The following is a 15,258-nucleotide window of genomic DNA, read 5'->3' as shown; positions in this document are numbered from 1 at the left end:
ATGGGCGCCGGCGGCCTCACCGGTCGAACACCTTGTTGAGCGCTTCGGTGCGGCTATGCACCTGCAGCTTGCCGTAAATGGCGCGGATGTAGGACCGCACGGTCTCCACGCTCAGGGCGAGCCGGTCGGCGATCTCCTTGTAGCGGTAGCCATCGGCCAGGAGCCTTACGAGTTCGTGCTCGCGCGGCGTGAGGCTCTCCACGAGCCGGGCACTGGCCTTCTTCTGCTGCACATTGGCCACCACCATGCGCGCGATGGCGAGCGACATGGGCGAGCCGCCGGCATGGATGTCGCGCACCGCCTGCGCGATCTCCGCCGGCGTGGCGGTCTTCAGCAGATAGCCCGTCGCTCCGGCGCAAAGCGCACTGAACAGATTGGTATTGTCCTCGAACACGGTGATCATGAGGAACTGCAGCCGGGGCCGCTTGGGCTTGCATTGGGCCACCACCTCGATGCCGCTCTGTCCGGGCAGGTTGATGTCGGAGAGTACCACGTCCAGCCCATCGAGCCCTTCCGGCCGGGCAAGGAAGGCCTCCGCATGGGGAAAGCTGCCCTTCAGGTCCAGGTCACCGGCTTCCCGGATGGCGCGCTCGAAGGCGAGGCGCATGTCGGCGTCGTCCTCGATGATGGCAATGCGGATGGACATGAAAGCGAAGGTACCCGCAAGCAGCAGCGGCGGTATCACATGTTCGTGGGGGGTAGCGGCACCTGAAACGTGACAGTGGTGCCCGCAGGGCCCGTATCCACCTTCACGGCGCCGCCCAAGGCCTCGGCGCGCTTGCTGAAGTTGGCCAGCCCGTTGGCGCCTTCCCGGATCCGCTGCGGATCGAATCCGTGGCCGTTGTCGCGCACCAGGAGCTCGACCTGGCTCGTGCCCAGGTGAAGCTGCACGGCGATGCGCGCGGCGCCACTGTGCTTGAGCGCATTGTTCACCGCCTCCTTCAGCACGAGCAGGATGTTGCGCTTCAGCTCCGGGCCGATGGTACGCTCGCGGTCGGCATCGGCGCAGCGCAGATCTGCGATCAGCTGCACCTGCAGGTCCTCGAACTGACGCCCAAGCATGCTGCGCACGTAGGCCAGGAAGGAAGCGAAGCTGTCGTTGCGCGGGTCCACCGTCCAGACGATCTCGCCCAGTTCATTCACGAGCTCGGTGCTGGCCTCGGCGATGCGCGCGGCTTGCGGCGCTGCAGAGGCGTCCATCTGCCGCGAGAGCATCGTGATCTTGGTGAGGCCGCTGCCGATGCCATCGTGGATATCGCGCGCGATGCGCATCCGCACGCGCTCCAGCTCGCGCTCGCGCTCCAGTTCGCGCACTTGGGCGCGATGCCGCCGGTTGAGCACCATGCGCGTGAGCAGCACCACGAACAGCACGGCCAACAGTGCACCGGTTCCGATCGCCCACCAGCGTGCCCACCAGGGCGGCAGGATGACGAAGCGCAGTTGCACCTCGACAGGCTTGGACGATGGGCTCTCGGCCCGCACGTCCACCTCATACGCACCAGGCCGAAGGTCCAGCAGACTGAACGAGCGCTGGCGGCCGAGGGCGGCCCATTCGCCGGGCGTCCCATCGCGTGTGATGCGATAGGCGTAGGTGAACGCATCCCCTTCGAAAAGCGCCACCACCCCGAACGCCAGCTGGATGCTGTTGCGCGTGTGCGGCAGCTCCACCCCATCGGCCTGCAAGGCAACCAGGCTGAGGGGATCGGAACCGGACCTGGCCTCGCGCACCATGAGCCACGCCTCAGGGTGCGACGGTTCGAATGCCCGCACGCGCTTCCATCCCTCTGAATCGATCAGGATCCCGCCATCATGGCCTTGCGCCAGGCCGTGCACCACGGCGGCGAAACCATGAAGCGGATCGAGCCGGACCAGGATCTCCGTGTCGGGATCGAGCAGGTAGCAGGCGCGCCCGGCCAGCAACCAGAGCCGGCCTCGCGCATCCTTCACCGCCGACTCGAAATAGGGCCGTTCCGGCGGCAACCAGCGCCGCTCGATCGACCAGGCCCCATCGTGATCGCGATGCATCCGGATGACCCCGTGGCTGCGGGAAAGGGCGTAGATGCGGCCTGCATCATCCGCCAAGAGGCCCATTGAGGCCCTGAACTGCGCCTTGGGCGTTCGGGGACCGCACACTAGCTCGAATGCTCCCGAGGCCATGTTGAACAGCGCCGGCCCATCGGGACCAAGATCCACCAGGAGGCGGTCCGTTTCATACCGTTCAATGCCGATCACCTGCGACGCACCCCCATCACCGCCCACTGGGGGCCGGAAGCAGCGGCCACCGCCATCCTCCGGGTCACACCGGAGCAGACCATCCTGGCCCAGTGCAGCCCACGTTGCCCCATCCGGTCCTTCATGCAGGTCAAGCACATTGGGTCTCGGAGTATCCACGCCCATTCCCTCCACCTGGACCTGCTCGATCGCACCACTTCCGGGCCGATAGCGCAGAAGACCATGATCCGACGCCAGCCAGACGCGGCCTCGGGCATCCTGCATCACGCGGAAAGCCTCATAGGGGCGGTCCTCGGCTGGCAGTGGGACACGTTCAATGAGGCGTCCGTCGGCATCAAGGTGCATGACCTCGCGGTCCGCGTAGAAGCGAACGATCCAATAGCCATCATCCAGTGAGGCCGGCGCGATGTGGGTATTCGCCGAAAGTGCGGTGGCCGCCACGGGCTGAAGCTCCTCTCTACCCGGCATGTGCAGGTGCACCACGCCCGGTGATCCGGCCAAGACCCCTACCCCGGCCAGGTCTGCGAGCAGGGTGAGGTCAGGGACCGAGGCCTCACCGGGCATCGGCAGGTCGCGTATCGTGCCTGCGCTGGCATCCACCTCAACGAGATGGCCATCCATGTTGCACCACCAGGTCCCGCGGCCCCGCTGCACCGCATGCGGCGTGATGTTGACCAGGTCGCTCAACGGCGGTGCGCGGACCGCCTGCCGGTCGAAGGCGCCGCTCCTGCGGTCGAAACGCACCAGGCCCAAACCCCACGAGGTGCACCAGAGCGCGCTCGGGTCATGCACATCCGGCAGCACATCCAGCAGCAGTGTCTTCGGTGGTGCGGATGACCCGCCGTGGCGGTATGGATGCTTGACCCACGTGCCCGACCGGGGATCGAATGCACCCAGGGACTGGCGGTCGGCGAGCCAAACAACGCCGTCTGCATCCACATGGCCACCGCGTGCCATGGCCACCTCCGGAAGTCCTTGCACGGACAAACGATCACCCGTCGGGTCCAGGCGGGCGAGGCCAGAACGGTTGCAGAAGGCCCACAGGGTGCCATCAGCAGACCACAACAGCTCGGTGCATTCGTAGGAGCCGGTGGTTCCATCGCGGCGTACCAAGGGCAGCCTCCTGCGCTCACCGCTGAGCGGATCGATGCGCCACGCACCTCCGAAGGTGGCGGCCCAGACAGCGCCGTCAGGCGCCAACACCAATTGATGCACCACGTCATCGGGGAGCGAAAGGCTGTCCAGCGGATCGTTCAGGTAGGATTCCGTGCGCGAGCCATCGAACCGGTGCACACCGCGATTGGTCCCCAGCCATAAGGCACCGAAACGGTCCACCGCAGCCGTACGCACCACGGCGTCCTCGATGCCGGGCACATGGAGCGATTCGAAATGCGCTCCGCCTTGGCTGTGAGCAAGGTGATGAGCAAGCAGGAGGACGAACCACGCAGGAAGCCAGCGCATGCTTCGGGCGAAGCTATGCCCATACGCCCAACAGCCCAGCGGCCTGCGCGTGCCCCGTTTCCCGGTCCAGCTGCCGCCCCGCAGGCCCTGGCCGAATACCTTCGGGCATGCGATCGCTCCTTGTCTCCGCCTGGCTGCTCGGCACCGTGGCCTCCGCCCAGCCGCGCATCCTGCACTTCACCCGCACCTCAGGCTATGATCACGGCACGCGTGCGGTCTCCTTTGCCCTGTTCCAGTCCATCGCGCAGGAACTGGGCGCCGCGGTGGATGACGACGCGACCGGCGATTCCTTCAGCGACCCGGTGACCCTGGCCGAGTACCATGTCATCATTTTCGGCAACACGAGTGGCAACGCCATCCTTAGCGCGCAGCAGCGTGCCAACTTCGAGGAATGGGTGGCCAATGGCGGCCATGTGATGGGCATCCACGCGGCCAGCGACACCTACCGCCACAGCACGGCCAACGGCGGCAACACCGGCACCTGGGACTTCTATGCCGAGTTGATCGGGGCCAGCGTGCAGGAAAGTCCCAACCATGTGGCCGGTACGCCGGAATATGCCATGGAGCTAATAGGCGCGCATGCCAGCACCGTGAACCTGCCGGATCCGTGGGTGAAGAACGAAGAGTACTACTACTGGGAAGGCGGCTACTACGGACCGGACAACGTGGAGGTGCTGCGGGTGGAGCAGACCGTGGGGCCCAACGGACAGGTGAACAGCTACGACGCGCCGCGCCCGATGAGCTGGTACCGGATGCTTCCCAACGGCTCACGCGTGTTCTACACGGCGCTGGGGCATGCCGCGGAGAACTACACCAGCGATGCGCTGTTCCGGGCGCACATCCGGGACGCGCTCGGGTGGTTGATGGAAGGGAGCATGGGGATGAACGAGCGTACCGACGGGCAACTGCGGATCCTTCCGAATCCGACCTGCGGTCCGATCCGCATCGATGGCCTGAGCGGGCCGAATGCGGTGATCGAGGTGTTCGACGGCATGGGGCATCTGCTCCATCAGTCGCAGCTCGCGGGCAACAGCGGAATGGACATGGGCTTCCTGGATACCGGGGTCTATTGCATACGCATCGATGGAGCCCGCGCCGCGCGCGTGGTGATCGCGAAGTGACACCTGTGCTGACCCTGCGTGCGAACTACTTCGGCCTGGCCATGAATGCCGGGCTGGCGCTGTTCTTCGGCGCAGTCCTCCTCCAAGCTCAACATCCTGCGCTCAGTGCAGCCATGCTGCCGATCGCGCTCTACCAGTTCCTGTCTCTGAAGCGGGTCACGATCACGCCGACTGCCATCAAGATCATCTATCCCTTCCGGCCCGCGCTCAGGACCGTTTCATTCAGCGCTGACGACGTGCTGTCGTACCGGTTCGTCAGCGGACACTACACGGAATGGGACGCTATCCTGTGGGAGTTCGACACCTCAAACGGCCGCAAGACCCTGCGCACCAAGTACGATGCCTCAGACTGGCAAGCGCTTGAACAGGCTCTGCCCAGCTGGTTCCCTGGGAAGCGCAAGCAGTGATGAGTGCCATCGGGCACTTCAGCACGGGGTGCGCAGGTCGCCCTACGCCTCCTGCAGCTTCTTCGCCGCGCGCTTCCGCTCGTTCTCGTCGAGCAGGATCTTGCGGATGCGCAGGCTCTTGGGCGTCACCTCCAGGTACTCATCCTCGGCGATGTACTCCATGCACTCCTCCAGGCTGAACTTCACGGCGGGAGCGATGCTCACCTTGTCGTCGCTGCCGCTGGCGCGCATGTTGGTGAGCTTCTTCACCCGGATCACGTTCACGCCGAGCTCCTCACCGGGCTTGGGGCTCTCGCCGATCACCTGGCCGGCGTACACCTCCTCGCCGGGCTCGATGAAGAACTTGCCGCGGTCCTGCAGCTTGTCGATGGCGTAGGCGATGGCCGTGCCGGTCTCGGCGCTCACGATGCAGCCGGGGCGCGGCGTGGCGATCTGGCCCTTGAAAGGCTCGTAGCCCTTGAAGCGGTGCGCGATGATGGCCTCGCCCTCGGTGGCGGTGAGCAGCACGTTGCGCAGGCCGATGATGCCGCGCGCGGGGATGCTGAACTCGAGCACCGTGCGGTCGCTCTTCTGCTCGATGTTGAGGATCTCGCCCTTGCGGCGCGTCACGTTGTCGATCACCCGGCTGCTGAACTGCTCGGGCACCTGCACGGTGAGCATCTCGATAGGCTCGTGACGCTCGCCATCCACCTCCTTGTACAGCACCTGGGGCTGGCCCAGCTGGAATTCATAGCCCTCGCGGCGCATGGTCTCCACCAGGATGCTCAGGTGCAGGATGCCGCGGCCGAACACCAGGAGGCGGTCGGGGCTGTCGGTCTCCTGGATGCGCATGGCCAGGTTCTTCTCGATCTCCTTGAAGAGGCGGTCGCGCACGTGGCGGCTGGTGACGAACTGGCCTTCGCGCCCGAAGAAGGGCGAGTTGTTCACGGTGAAGAGCATGCTCATGGTGGGCTCATCCACCTTGAACTTGGGCAGGCCCTCGGGATTCTCCGCATCCGCCACGGTGTCGCCGATGTCGAAGTTCTCCAGCCCCATCACGGCCACGATCTCGCCGCAGCCCACTTCGTGCTTCACCTTCTCCTTGCCGAGGCCCTCGAAGACCATCAGTTCCTTCACCTGGCCCTTCTGCTGGGTGCCGTCGTTCTTCACCAGGGTCACGTGCTGGCCCGGCTTGATGCTGCCGCGCGTGATGCGGCCCACGGCGATCCTTCCCTGGAAGCTGCTGTAGTCGAGGCTGGTGATGCGCATCTGCAGGGTGCCCTCCACCTGCCGCGGGGCGGGCACCTGGTCCACGATCACATCCAGCAGGTAGCTCACATCCTCCGTGGGATTCTTGTAGTCGGGGCCCATCCAGCCGCCCTTGCCCGAGCCATAGACCACCGGGAAATTCAGCTGGTCCTCGCTGGCATCGAGGGCGAACATCAGGTCGAACACGGCCTCGTGCACCTCCTCGGGCGTGCAGTTCGGCTTGTCCACCTTGTTGATCACCACCACCGGCTTCAGGCCGAGTTCGATGGCCTTGCCCAGCACGAAGCGCGTCTGCGGCATGGGGCCCTCGAAGGCATCCACCAGCAGGATCACGCCATCGGCCATGTTCAGCACGCGCTCCACCTCGCCGCCGAAGTCGCTGTGGCCCGGGGTGTCGATGATGTTGATCTTCACGCCCTTGTAGCGGACGCTCACGTTCTTGCTGAGGATGGTGATGCCCCGCTCACGCTCCAGGTCGTTGTTGTCCAGGAGGAGTTCCTTCACCTCCTCGTTCACCCGGAAGAGCTGGCACTGATGGAGGATCTTGTCCACCAAGGTGGTCTTACCGTGGTCGACGTGGGCGATGATGGCGATGTTGCGGAGGTCCAGCATGGGGGAAGCGCTTGAAAAAGGCCCGCGAAGGTAAGGGTTTCAGGCCCAGCCGGGCGGGGTGCCTACCTTGGCGGCATGAGCAAAGCGAGCAAGATCAAGTCGTTCGACCCCAACAGCCCGGGCGATCCCGATGCCCAGCTCTACGGACTGCCCTTCACCTGCGCGGAGGCCGACATCGTGCTGGTGCCCGTGCCCTGGGAGGTGACCACCAGCTACGGCGGCGGCACCTCGCGGGGCCCCGAGGCCATCCGGCAGGCCAGCCTCCAGGTGGACCTCTTCCACCCCGAGTTCCCTGAGCTGTGGAAGCGCGGCATCGCCATGGACGAGGCGCCCGGGGCACTCCTGCAGCAGAGCGATGCGCTGAAGAAGCGCGCCGCCGAGGTGATGGACGCCCTGGTGGGCCGGCCCGGCGCCAAGCGGAAGGCGCGGGCGCAAAAGGCCCTGCAGCTGATCAACGAGGAGTGCGCCGTGATGAACGAATGGGTGGAGGAGCGCTGCGGCCACTGGATGGACCAGGGCAAGCGCGTGGGCCTCGTGGGCGGCGACCACAGCACGCCGCTGGGCCTCTTCCGCGCCCAGGCCAAGCGCCATAAGAAGTTCGGCATCCTGCACATCGATGCCCACCTCGACCTGCGCATCGCCTACGAGGGCTTCGCCTACAGCCACGCCAGCATCATGCACAACGCGCTGGCCATCCCGCAGCTGGAGCGCATCGTGAGCGTGGGCATCCGCGACTTCTGCCAGCAGGAGAACGAGGTCTTCCTCGCCGCCAAGGACCGCGTGCGCATCGTGCGCAGCGCCGACCTGCGCGCCCTGCAATACGCCGGCGCCACCTGGAAGGACCAGTGCGAGGCCATCATCGCCGCCCTGCCCGAGAAGGTGCACATCAGCTTCGACATCGATGGGCTCGACCCCACGCTGTGCCCCAACACCGGAACGCCCGTGCCCGGCGGCCTGCAATTCGAGGAGGCCACCTACCTGCTCTCGCGCCTCGCCGCCAAGCGCACCGTCATCGGCTTCGACCTGGTGGAGGTGAGCCCGGGCACCGACGAGTGGGACGCCAACGTGGGTGCGCGCGTGCTGTGGCACCTGTGCGGCGTGCTGGGGAATTGAAAGGGGCCCGGCCGAAGCCGGACCCCTTCCCAGGCCATGCAGGCCGGGATCATTCCCGCACCTTCACGGCCCGCTTCACCACAGGCTCCCCATCGAGGAGCAGGGTCACATAGTACATGCCGGGCGCCAGGTGGGCGGTGCTCCACTCCAGCTGGAATTCACCGGCTTCACGCTGGCCTTCCGCCAGCACCCGCAGGTCGCGGCCATCGGCGCTGTTGGCCAGCAGCTGCATGCGGCCCGCGCGCTCCAGGGTGCAATAGAGCGTGGTGCGGTCGGCGAAGGGGTTGGGCGCGATGCGCAGCAGGCGCTCCTGGGCCAGGGTGAGTTGCTCCTCCGTAGCACCGGTTCCGATGGCGCCGCTCCGCTGGTCGCTATCCGTGGGCGGGGCGGTGCAGCAGGCTGCGAGCTGCTGCTGCATGCTTGCATGCTGAGCCGACAACTCCTTCACAGCACCGATCAAGTAAGGGATCAACGAGACGTAGTCCACACCCTTATAGCTCCATTGATTCGAAACCATGTTGCCCAACGAGTCGAACCTCGCTGGCATTCTGACCTCGTGCACCAGGGTCGGGAGCACCCCTTCCAGCTCCTGGGCAATCAGGCCCACATGCTGGTCCGAATCAAGGTTCAGCGCGTCGGTTGCTGCTTGAGTGAACCGGTAGGTCTTGGGCTGCAAGGCATCGATGATCGGCAGGCACGATGGGGCCGGTTCGATCCCGGTCTTGAGCGATCCGTCGGAGGTGTAAACGGTCGTATTGACGGTCAAGGTGCTCGTGATCTTCACGTCGCCGTCAAACCAGCCTGCCCAAGCGTTGGTGCCCGTTGCTTGTCCAAAGACCCCGTAGTTCGAGGAAGTGCCCAGCGAAGCGAATCCGTAAAGGCCCATGGCTTCCTGACCGCCAGTTGCTGAAGCCAAAACACCTCGATTGAAGTTGGTGCCTCCGCTCGCCTGAGATTGCATGCCGGTTGTGGTGCCACCGCCTAGAGCCAAGGCCGAGACGCCAATCGGTGTCGGGGATGCGTATGCTTCAGCCCTGACTCCGTAGGCACCACCGCCCCCATTGCGCGCAACGCCCCATACGCCGTACAGCCTGGAGCTATTCTCCGCCAGGCCATGCACACCGATGTTATGCACCCCGCCATCGGCCCACCCCTCGGCACCGATTGACATGATGGCTCCTGTCGTGTTGTGCAGCAAGGCCGCATGGTCCGTGCCCGGGTCTATGAGTACACCCTTTCTCACATGCAGCTTCGCTCCAGGCGTCGCCGTGCCGATGCCAACGCGATCCTCACCATCCGGGCAATCGTCGCTGACGCCTACAGCCGTATAGACGTTGTGCGATACCCCAGGCCCGGAGGTGCCGTCATTCTCCACGGTCCAATCGCAATCAGCTCCACCGCCGCCGAGCGCTGATGGATCCACCCACTTCACCACGCCGCGCTCCTGATTGTCCTCCGTTAGCACGGTGCGGTCCACCACCATCACGTAGAAGGAATCGACCGCTGCTGAATCATCCGGCAGCTGCCTGATGCGCATACGGCCATTGAGGATGTCCAGGCGCTCCGTGGGGTCCGTGACCGTCGCGGGGGTCAACTGATTCCCGGCGAAGAAATCACCGATGCCCACGTTCACGCGGAAATTGTCTCGCGGCCAGAGGCGGATGGCTTCCAAGCCCTCCACCGAGGTGGCGCCGCGGGTATTGGCTGGGTTGAACTGAGTGGTGAACACGAAGCGCATCCGATCCGTGCCCCATGGGCTCCCGTTCGGGTTATCGCTCCATTGGATCACGAAATCGGTGTTGTCATTCCCCGCGTAGCGGTGCCCGATGTAACTCTGGTCGCTGTTGCCGGTGAAGGTGACACCATTGCGCTGCCAGGGCCGGAAGCCATGCTGCTGCGCATACACCGTGGGGTCATTGGCGCTCACGGCATTATCCACCAGATGCAGCCGCGTGAAAGGCGCGCGGCTCGTCGGGTTGGCGACGGCATCGGCAGTGCCGCTGAGCGCGAAGAAGCCATCGCGATTCACATTGGTGAAGGGCGGCGCGGTGCTCGGCCCCATGTCGCTGGTCACATTCCCATTCAGCCGCGCTCTTTGCACGTTCTGGGTATGCAGCTGCAAGTGCCCGGTCGGCGCATTGATGTTGAATTGGAACAACCCGTTCTGCGCAGCCGGCTCCGCGAAGAACTGCCCTCGCTCGAAATCGGGTGTGCTACCGCCATGGAACATCCGCCAGAACGTGGGGTTCGGCACACCAAGAATGGCCTGGGACGCATTGGTGCGGAATACCTCGCCCGTTTGCGTGGCGGTCAAATCCCCATGAACCTGGAAGGCTGCTGGATACGGGGTGGTCGTCAGATTCCCGATTGCCAAGCCCCGTCCAATGTTGGGATTGGCCGGGTTGGTGCGCCACCATCCTGCAGTGACATTGGTGAACAACTGCGCGGTTGCCCACGTCGTCATCGCGCAGAAACCCAGTGCCAGGGTCCACGCTCGATGTGTCTGTCTCATTTTTCTCGGTTTACCGACCGAGGAACACGCGCTCAGCTATTCGACTGCCATCATCGCGTTCAGCCACCACGATGTATGCACCACTCGCCCATGTGCTCACCGAGACGCTCCAAGTATCCGAGCCTGTCACTGCCGGTGGCACTGCAACTGTTCTTCCTAGCGCATCCACCACCGAAATGTGCCGTACATCGAGCACCTGAAGCCCGGCCGCGTGCAAGGAGCCACTGGAGGGGTCACTCCAAATCCTGAACCCTTGCTGCGGCCTGATCGCCAAACCAGAAGCAATGGCGCAATACTGCGAATCCGGTGAGACGCACACATCGTCGATGAAGTAATAGGTCAGGTTATTCGTGCCATTGGGGTCCATCAGCGACCAGTTGGTCTCTTCGTCGCTGAAGAAGTTGCCCACCACCACGTACCGGTAGGCGCTGTCGGCCACGAAACTGCCGCTGATTACCGTCCAGCCTACCGTGTCCTCAACCACTTCAGTACCATACACTTGGGCATAACCCGGCACGGCATCAAAGTCATCCTGAAGCCATTGGTTCATGGTGAAGAGCAAACCGATGTGATCGTTAGCGAAGAGGACTCTATCTAGTGCTGGCCATCCTGTGCCCCAACCCAGGGTGAGATTGACCTTGAGCGAAGCATAGTACGTGGTCCCAACCTCTAATGGGCTCGTCAACTGCGTACCTATCCACTCTCTCAAGTACCAAGGCCAGCCGTCATCCTCACTGAATGTGATGATGCCAGCGTACGCCTGGCCACTGGCAGGCAGCTGCTCACCCACAAAATTGATCGGCACTCCGCACGAATCGGGATGTCCGCACACATGATAGAGGTCGCAGGAATACTCGCCTCTGAAGGCAAACCATCCGATGGCCTTCTCGATATCGCCTTCGTATTGCGGGCAACTGCTGATCTCCTCGAAGCTCCAGTTGGGCACGAGGTTCTGGGCGCGCATGGGCAGCACGAGCAGCATAAGTCCAAATGGTAGCAGCGCTGAGCGCATGTTCCTCAATCAAGTTCAAACTCCTTTCGCCACGTCTTCGGCACATGTAGGACCGCGGCACAAGCGTGCGCGCTGCCTCTGCTTCCGGCTTCGATCTCGAAGATACCGGGTGCTCACCGCACCGCCCGGCTCGCGGCTTGTTCCGGGCGGGGTCGGTACCTTTGCCTAGCTCGTGTTCATCTTCTTACCAGAGTTGGTGGGACATGAGTTACCGGCCCCTGGCGTCGCAAGCGCCGGGGGCTTCTCTGTGATGGCCTTTGCAGGCCGTGTCATTGTAGAGAGAGAGAGAGAGAGAGAGAGAGAGCACGCCACACGCACAGAGCTGCCCGTTCGATGCGAGCTGTGCGTTGGGAACGGATTGGAATATGCCTTTGCTCTCCATGGCACTTATGGGCTGAAAATAGCCGACCATGGGTAGATAACGAATCGCGGTCGAAGCCATCGGGACCGCATTTGATTGCGGCCATCATACCGCTGCGCACGGAGTGCGACGAAGTGGCCACCGCAGGACACGGGTACTGCACCGCGGAGCGCTCCACACCAGCCCGTGCAGAAAACACGGTGGAGCGCACGCGCCGGCGGGCCGGCAAGGGCCTTGCTTTACCGGGCCCGAATGCGCGCCAGAGCCCTCCTCCTCCTCTGCTCCATCCCCCTGTCGGCCGGCGCCCAGTCGCTCTGGCGGCTCGACAGCCTGGCGGCCACCTGGCCCGTGCGCGCGGCGCTGGAGGCGAGCCACCGCCAGAGCGCTCCCGGCGTGGTGCGCGCCATGGACACGCGCGACCTGCTGCCGCGGCTGCGCGCCGCATCGCCGGAGCTGCCCGTGTTCGCCGATACGCTGGTGGCGCGCTACGTGGACCTGCTCGGCGAGCCGCGGCGCGATGAGCTGCGCGCGGCACTGGGCCTGTGCGAGGAGTACGCGCCGCTGATCGAGGGCGAACTGGTGCGGCACGGGCTGCCCCGCCAGCTCCGCTACCTGCCGCTGGGCCTCTCGGCCATGAACACCCTGGCCGAATCGCCCGAGGGCGGCGCCGGGCTCTGGATGCTCACCTACCCGGTGGCGCTGCGATACGGGCTGCGCGTGACAGCGGACATCGATGAGCGCCGCGACCCGCGCCTGAGCACCGCCGCAGCGGCGCGCCATCTGAAGGACCTGCATGCGCGCTACGGCGACTGGGGCATGGCCATCATGGCCTTCGCCTGCGGCCCGGCGAACATCACCCGGGCGCAAGGACGCAGCACCGGCAGCACCGCCATGGAAGCGCTCTACCCCCACTTCACCGCCGGCTGCCGCGATGCGCTGCCGCTGTGGATGGCCTTCACCTACCTGGCCGAGCACGCCGGCAAGCTCGGCATCGCGCCCATCCACGCCGTGCCCTTCGAGCCTGCCGACACCATCCGCGCCGCCACCGAGCTGCGGATCAGCACCGTCAGCGCCATCCTGCAGCTGCCCAAGGAGCGCCTGCAGGCACTGAACAGCACCCTGTGCAACGACCGCGTGCCCGCTTTCCACGCGTTGCTGCTGCCCAAGGGCGAAGGCGCACGGTTCACGGCGCTGGGCGACTCGGTGCGGCGCGCCCAGGAGGCGTTGAACGAGGCCGTGCGCAAGGCGAGCGAGCCCGGCGAGGACCTGGTGGCCCGGGCGCCCGACGGGCGCGAAGCCATCTACTACCGCGTGCGCAGCGGCGATTACCTCGGGCGCATCGCCCAGCGGTTCGGCGTGAAGGTGTCTCAGCTGCGCACCTGGAACCGGCTGCGCGGCGACCACATCGATGTGGGCGAGGACCTGGTGATCTACGTGACGCCGGCCCAGCGCGCGCGCTACGAGCGCCAGCAGGAGCAGCCGGTGGCCGACGACCCGCCGGCGGAGCCGCGTCCTGCACCGCCCGCGGGCGTCGCCCCGGCACAGGGCTTCACCTGGTACACGGTGAAGCGCGGCGATTCACTCTACGGCATCGCCAAGCGATACCCCGGCGTGGATGCCGACAGCCTGATGCGGATCAACGGCATCGGCGCTGACATACGCCCCGGACAACGGCTCAAGGTGCCGCTGAAGCCATGACCCCCACGCGCATCCTCGCCTTCCTCGTGGCCGTGCTGCTGCTGCTGGCGGCCATCGGGGCGCTGCTGCCCGCCGGGGGGCTGCAGCTGGCCGGCCTGAACATCCGGCTGCCCGGCCCGCGCGAGGCGCTCTTCCCGGCGCGCGAGGAGCGGGTGGACATCAGCGACATCATCGCCCTGGAAGCCGACACCGCGGCCGTGGACACGATCGCCGTGGCGGCGCTCGAGGCGGAGCCGGCGGACACCGTGGCGCCCCCGTTCGCCTTCGACGCCTCCAAGCTGGCGCCGCTCGAGGAGCGCATCCGGCTGCACTTCCCGCCCGAGGGGCCCGCCATCCTGCACCCCTTCTTCGCCGCGCTGCAAGGCGCCGCTTCGGCCAAGCGCCCCGTCCGCATCCTGCACTACGGCGATTCGCAGCTGGAGGGCGACCGCATCACGGCCTATGTGCGCAACAAGCTGCAGGTGCAGTTCGGCGGCCAGGGCCCCGGGCTGGTGGCCGTGGCCGACATCGTTCCGCACTTCAGCGTGGCGCGTGAGCTCAGCGCGGGCTGGACGCGCTACAGCGTGATGTCGAAGAAGCCCAAGGAGCAGGGCCACGACCGCTTCGGCGCGCTCTCCGCCTTCGCGCGCTTCACGCCGATCCTCCCCGACTCGGTGGCACCCGATTCCACGGAGCGCACCGCCACCATCACCCTGCGCCCCGAGCGGCGTAGCTATGGCAAGGCGCAGGCCTGGTCCGTATGCCGGCTCTTCTACGGCTGGCACCGCGCGCCCCTCACCCTTGCCATGGCCGCCGATGGCGCCGCGCTGAGCAGCGAGACGGTGGAGCCGGAGGCCGGGCTGCTGGTGCGCGAGTGGCGGTTCGAGAGCGCCCCGAAGGAGGTCACCATCACCATGACGGGCGCCGACAGCCCCGATGTCTTCGGCATCTCGCTGGAGGGCCGCAACGGCGTGGCCATGGACAATATCGCGGCGCGCGGGGCCGCAGGCTACGAATTCCGGCGCACGGACCAGGGCCTGCTCACGGCCATGTACGCCGAGCTGGCCCCCCGGCTGCTGATCCTGCAGTACGGCGGCAATGTGCTGCCAAACCTGAAGAGCAAGGAGGAGGCCGAGCAGTACGGGCGCTTCTTCGGCGCGCAGATCGCGCGCTTCAAGCGCATGATCCCCGGCGTGTGCGTCATCGTCATCGGCCCCAGCGACATGAGCGTGAAGGACGGCGCGGACTACGTGACGCGGCCCTGGCTCGAGGAGGTGCGCGACGCCATGAAGGCCCATGCACTGGCGCAGGGCGCGGCCTTCTGGGACATGTACGAGGCCATGGGCGGGCGCAACAGCATGGTGAGCTGGGTGCAGGCCGACCCGCCGCTGGCCGCCGAGGACTACACGCACTTCAGCCCCCAGGGTGCGCGCAAGGTGGGCGAGCTCTTCTACACCGCGCTGATCAATGAATTCGCCGCATACCACAAGGACCTTCCCTGA

At 65.6% G+C, this 15,258-nt stretch carries 10 protein-coding genes; 5 read left to right on the top strand and 5 right to left on the bottom strand.

Annotation, left to right across the window (positions count from 1 at the left end; all coding sequences use genetic code 11):
- Positions 1-16: 16 nt before the first annotated feature.
- Both QY325_00640 and QY325_00635 read right to left on the bottom strand, forming a co-directional pair.
- A complete protein-coding gene (locus tag QY325_00640; protein WKZ66447.1) occupies positions 17-646 on the bottom strand; it encodes a response regulator transcription factor in 630 nt (209 codons plus the stop codon).
- Positions 647-681: 35 nt separating this feature from the next.
- Positions 682-3,693, bottom strand: a complete 3,012-nt coding sequence (locus QY325_00635) for an ATP-binding protein (protein ID WKZ66446.1) — start codon at positions 3,691-3,693, stop codon at positions 682-684.
- Between the two features lie 107 nt (positions 3,694-3,800).
- On the opposite strand from QY325_00635, the gene QY325_00630 reads away from it, so the two are divergent.
- Entirely contained in the window at positions 3,801-4,814 is a 1,014-nt protein-coding gene (locus QY325_00630) for a ThuA domain-containing protein (protein WKZ66445.1), read from the top strand.
- The gene (locus QY325_00625) at positions 4,811-5,221 is read left to right on the top strand and encodes a hypothetical protein (GenBank protein ID WKZ66444.1); all 411 of its coding nucleotides are present in this window, start codon (positions 4,811-4,813) and stop codon (positions 5,219-5,221) included. The genes QY325_00630 and QY325_00625 overlap by 4 nt, the downstream gene beginning before the upstream one ends.
- A gap of 42 nt (positions 5,222-5,263) precedes the next feature.
- Here QY325_00625 and typA read toward each other — a convergent pair whose 3' ends face one another.
- Complete coding sequence (gene typA, locus QY325_00620; protein WKZ66443.1) at positions 5,264-7,081, bottom strand: translational GTPase TypA; 1,818 nt, start codon at positions 7,079-7,081, stop codon at positions 5,264-5,266.
- A gap of 75 nt (positions 7,082-7,156) precedes the next feature.
- Here typA and QY325_00615 point away from each other — a divergent pair, with 75 nt between their 5' ends.
- Positions 7,157-8,194, top strand: a complete 1,038-nt coding sequence (locus QY325_00615; protein WKZ66442.1) for an agmatinase family protein — start codon at positions 7,157-7,159, stop codon at positions 8,192-8,194.
- 49 nt (positions 8,195-8,243) lie between these two features.
- On the opposite strand, the gene QY325_00610 is transcribed toward QY325_00615, so the two are convergent.
- Positions 8,244-10,508, bottom strand: coding sequence for a tail fiber domain-containing protein (locus QY325_00610; protein WKZ66441.1), 2,265 nt, complete (start codon positions 10,506-10,508; stop codon positions 8,244-8,246).
- 208 nt (positions 10,509-10,716) lie between these two features.
- On the bottom strand, positions 10,717-11,688 hold the full coding sequence (locus QY325_00605; protein ID WKZ66440.1) for a hypothetical protein: 972 nt from the start codon (positions 11,686-11,688) through the stop codon (positions 10,717-10,719).
- A gap of 643 nt (positions 11,689-12,331) precedes the next feature.
- Between QY325_00605 and QY325_00600 the strand changes: the two genes are divergently transcribed.
- On the top strand, positions 12,332-13,777 hold the full coding sequence (locus QY325_00600) for a LysM peptidoglycan-binding domain-containing protein (GenBank protein WKZ66439.1): 1,446 nt from the start codon (positions 12,332-12,334) through the stop codon (positions 13,775-13,777).
- The gene (locus QY325_00595) at positions 13,774-15,258 is read left to right on the top strand and encodes a GDSL-type esterase/lipase family protein (GenBank protein ID WKZ66438.1); all 1,485 of its coding nucleotides are present in this window, start codon (positions 13,774-13,776) and stop codon (positions 15,256-15,258) included. Before QY325_00600 ends, QY325_00595 begins: the two co-directional genes overlap by 4 nt.

The sequence above is a fragment of the Flavobacteriales bacterium genome (genome assembly GCA_030584065.1).
GTDB lineage: Bacteria > Bacteroidota > Bacteroidia > Flavobacteriales_F > PHOS-HE28 > PHOS-HE28.
This window is presented reverse-complemented; position numbering and strand designations above follow the sequence as displayed.

What these genes read in the sequence shown, in the direction of transcription:
- QY325_00640 (WKZ66447.1), bottom strand. Translation starts at nt 646, where the DNA reads ATGTCCATCCGCATTGCCATCATCGAGGACGACGCCGACATGCGCCTC.
- QY325_00615 (WKZ66442.1), top strand. Translation starts at nt 7,157, where the DNA reads ATGAGCAAAGCGAGCAAGATCAAGTCGTTCGACCCCAACAGCCCGGGC.
- typA (WKZ66443.1), bottom strand. Translation starts at nt 7,081, where the DNA reads ATGCTGGACCTCCGCAACATCGCCATCATCGCCCACGTCGACCACGGT.
- QY325_00605 (WKZ66440.1), bottom strand. Translation starts at nt 11,688, where the DNA reads ATGCTGCTCGTGCTGCCCATGCGCGCCCAGAACCTCGTGCCCAACTGG.
- QY325_00595 (WKZ66438.1), top strand. Translation starts at nt 13,774, where the DNA reads ATGACCCCCACGCGCATCCTCGCCTTCCTCGTGGCCGTGCTGCTGCTG.
- QY325_00635 (WKZ66446.1), bottom strand. Translation starts at nt 3,693, where the DNA reads ATGCGCTGGCTTCCTGCGTGGTTCGTCCTCCTGCTTGCTCATCACCTT.
- QY325_00630 (WKZ66445.1), top strand. Translation starts at nt 3,801, where the DNA reads ATGCGATCGCTCCTTGTCTCCGCCTGGCTGCTCGGCACCGTGGCCTCC.
- QY325_00600 (WKZ66439.1), top strand. Translation starts at nt 12,332, where the DNA reads ATGCGCGCCAGAGCCCTCCTCCTCCTCTGCTCCATCCCCCTGTCGGCC.